Annotated in this window: 3 protein-coding genes; 1 reads left to right on the forward strand and 2 read right to left on the reverse strand. The window is 68.5% G+C overall.

Features of this window, described 5'->3' with window-relative positions; all coding sequences use genetic code 11:
* Positions 1–214: 214 nt before the first annotated feature.
* Positions 215–838 carry a hypothetical protein gene (locus ABTZ03_RS44080; RefSeq protein ID WP_350518921.1) on the forward strand — a complete coding sequence of 208 codons (624 nt, stop codon included), beginning with the start codon at positions 215–217 and terminating at the stop codon, positions 836–838.
* A gap of 71 nt (positions 839–909) precedes the next feature.
* Here ABTZ03_RS44080 and istB read toward each other — a convergent pair whose 3' ends face one another.
* Together istB and istA are read right to left on the reverse strand one after the other, a co-directional pair.
* On the reverse strand, positions 910–1,713 hold the full coding sequence (gene istB, locus ABTZ03_RS44085) for an IS21-like element helper ATPase IstB (RefSeq protein ID WP_502894778.1): 804 nt from the start codon (positions 1,711–1,713) through the stop codon (positions 910–912).
* Positions 1,710–3,350, reverse strand: coding sequence for an IS21 family transposase (gene istA / locus ABTZ03_RS44090; protein ID WP_350518923.1), 1,641 nt, complete (start codon positions 3,348–3,350; stop codon positions 1,710–1,712). The genes istB and istA overlap by 4 nt, the downstream gene beginning before the upstream one ends.
* Positions 3,351–3,505 lie beyond the last annotated feature (155 nt).

Below are 3,505 nucleotides of genomic sequence, written 5' to 3' on the forward strand. Positions count from 1 at the left end.
TGGCTTCGTTCACGTGAAGTAGCAGCGATTGGTCAGCGGTTTGGGCAGCATTTGGCGATCTTGAACGCTGCGGATGTTCACCAGAAATGACGTCGCCCGACTACTGTGCTCGTCCGTGGAACGGGATGTTGACCGGCCGAATCCCCAACCGGTAGTGATCTTGATCGCGATAACCAGGTGTCCGTCGGCCAGGGGAGCACTAGCCTGAGCGGCCGTGAGTACGGATATCCACGGCGGCATCGAATTCCGCCATCCCGGCGTCGACGCCGGCTACTACGACGGCGAGCCGTGGGCCATGGCGATGGACCTGTGGCCGCTGTACGACCAGAGCGACTACGCAGCCTTCGGCTGCCTCTTCGGGGTGCGCAACTACGCGGGCTTCCGTCCGCTCGCCGCTGACCGCGGCCTTCCTCCTGACCTGTCGGGTGGCCTGCGGGCCGAGCTGGAGCCGATGGTGGAAGCCGGGGATCTGCACGGCGCCACCTGGGTCAGCTGGGCGGAGATCAGCCGGCTCGACTCTGCTTCCACTCCCGTCCACTACACCGGCCGGTTGACCTGGTCGACGGTGTCCCTGCCGTCGCTCTTGCACCAGCAGCTCGTACCCGACCAGTGGCCTTCGGACGCACTCGACGCCGTGGGCCCGCCGCCTATCGGCCTCGACCGTTCCGCTCACCTCACGGAGTGGAACGCCGGGGACCTGCACTGCCGTTACGAACCCCTGACTGCTGGCTCTCTCCTGGGCAGTCCCTCCCAATGGCCGCACGTCTTCGCCGTGATGAAGGCACTGGCGGACCGTTTCGGAGAGGAGGAAGTCCGGCTCGTTGTCGCCTTCGACTGACGCGTGTGCGCCTCTGGATCCGCACAAAGGCGCCCCCCGGCCGGAGGGCGCCGAGTGGGGGTTTGCGGCGGTCAGCCGGCCTTCGCGGGTGCTTCGGTCCGCGCCCGGGTGGAGGCGAGGCGGTAGGAGTCGGTGCCGGTCTCGATGATGGTGCCGTTGAAGGTGAGGCGGTCGACGATGGCCGCGCAGAGGCGGGGGTCGGTGAAGGTCTTGGTCCAGCCGCCGAAGGACTCATTGGAGGCGATGGCGACGCTGTTCTTCTCCTCGCGTTCGGTGAGGACCTGGAAGAGCAGTTCGGCGCCGTGTCGGTCGAGTTCCATGTAGCCGAGTTCGTCGATGCAGAGCAGGTCGACGCGGCCGTAGCGGGCGATCGTCTTGTTCAACTGCTTCTCGTCAGCGGCCTCCACCAGCTCGTTCACCAGCTTCGTGGCCAGCGTGTAGCGGACGCGGTAGCCCTGCATGGCGGCCTCGGTGCCCAGGGCGATGAGCATGTGGGACTTGCCGGTGCCGGAGTCGCCGATCAGGCAGAGCGGCTGGCTCTTCTTGATCCACTCGCAGCTGGCGAGGGTGTTGATCACCGCGGGGTCGATGTTGGGGTTGGCGTCGAAGTCGAAGGTCCGCAGCGACTTGTCGCGGGGGAACCCGGCGGCCTTGATCCGCCGCTCCGAACGGCGCCGGCCCCGGTCGTCGCACTCGGCCATCAGCAGCTCGGCGAGGAAGCCGCGGTAGGTCATCTGGTCCTTGACCGCCCGGTCGGCGATCTCGGCGAACTCGTTGCGGATCGACGGCAGCCGCAGCAGCCGGCAGGCCGTGTCGATGGCCGTGGTCGCGGCCTGTTCGGTCAGGTTCCGCTGGCGGGGCAGCATGGCGGTCATGGGGCTTCTCCCTCTCGCAGGTCACCGCCGCCGGCGCGACGGTGTCGGAGCAACTGGTCGTAGTGGCTGACCGACGGCAGCGGCCGGGTGTCCTGCGGAAGGTGGTTGAGCTTCCACTCGTGCAGGAACGTCACCGTCCCGGCCCCCTGACCGGCAACCGGCCTCGGCGTCGGGACCTCGACGGCGGGTTCGTCCTCGACCTGGGCGGCCTTGCGGGCTTCCAGGGCGACCGCGTCCGCGGTCAGCGCCCCCGCCCGCAGCGCGGTGGCCAGCCCGGCGACGATGTGCTCGTGGGCGATGTGGCGGCCCAGCAGCAGCACGTCGATCAGTGCCCTGGTGCCCTCCGCGTCGCCGTGGGCCCGGACTGCTGCGGCCCACCAGGCGTCGTGGACCGGGGTGAACTTCCCCGCGGAGCGGGCCTGGTCGAGCGCGGTCGCGCCGGGCAAGGCACCCGGTTTGCGGACCAGCGCCTCCAGGTAGTGGTCCAGGTCCAGCCGGCAGGCGCCCTTGGCGATCAGCCGCTCGTGCCGGGCGACCTCGACGTTCCGGTCGTAGACCACCAGGTGGGAGGCGTGAAGCAGTACCCGGACCCGCTTGCCGATCAGGCGGACCGGCACCGAGTAGCGGTTGGTGCGGACCGAGATCTGCCCGTAGCGGTCGACCCGGGGGGTGAACACCCGGCCGGTCTCGAACGGGTCCTCCGGCAGCGGCAGCAGCCTCGCTCGCTCGCCCTCGAAGTACTCGTCGACCGTCCTCGCCCGGGAGCCGATCCGGCGCCGCCCGTCGTGCCGGTCCCATTGCTCGACCATCTCGTTCAGCTCCGCCAGCGACTCGACCTCCGGCACCGGGACGAAGTGGTTGCGCCGGAAGTAGCCGATCTGGCCCTCGACACCGCCCTTCTCGTGGGCGCCGTCGATGCCGGGCCGGCAGTAGAAGCTCTCGATCCCGAAGTGCGACTTGAAGGCGATCCACCGGTCGGCCTCGATCCGGGCCCGGCTCAGCCCCAGCACCTGGGCAACGGCGGCCTTCAGGTTGTCGTAGCGGACCTTGCTCCGAGGAACTCCGCCCAGCACCCGCAGCGCGTGGACGTGGCCTTCGAAGAACGCCTCCTGCCCGCAGGACGCGAAGACGCGGTGGACGGCCTTGCCCGAGTAGGACAACCGGAAAGAGAACAGGTAGCAGGTCACCAGCTCGCCGGCCAGCTTCACCGTCACGTCGCCGAAGTCGACCTCGGCCTCCATCCCGGGCTGGTGCGTCTGCGGGACGAACGCCTCGATCGGGACCTTCCCCGACTCCACCAGGATCTGCGGCTTGCGGTCCGCGACGTAGCGGCGGACCTGCGGGTAGGAGACGTCGGCGCCGTGCTCCTCGACCAGGCGGTGGAAGATCCGGGTGACCGTGTGCCGCTGCTTGCGCGGCGCGTCCAGGTCGGCCCGCAGGATCTCGTCGACCACCGCCTTGTACGGGTCCATCGCTGTCGCCCGGGGCGGAAGCTTCTTCCGCGGCTCCGGCCAGACCGAGTCCACGGCCTTCCTGATCGTCCGCCACGACACGTTGTACTTGCGCTCGATCTCCCGCAGCTTCATGCCGTCCCGGTGGTCACGGCGGATCGCGGCGTACAGCTCGACCTTCGACATCTGCGGCATGACCAGGGCCTTTCACCAGGAGCACTCCCGATGCTGGCCTGGCAAGTACCCCGGTGACGTCAAAACTCGTGAACATCACCCGTCCGTGGTTCGGGGTGCCTCCCAAACTCGTGAACAACTGACGTCACAACTCGTGGTTAAAGCCA

It is taken from the genome of Kitasatospora sp. NPDC096077 (assembly GCF_040303245.1).
Taxonomy (GTDB): Bacteria; Actinomycetota; Actinomycetes; order Streptomycetales; family Streptomycetaceae; genus Kitasatospora.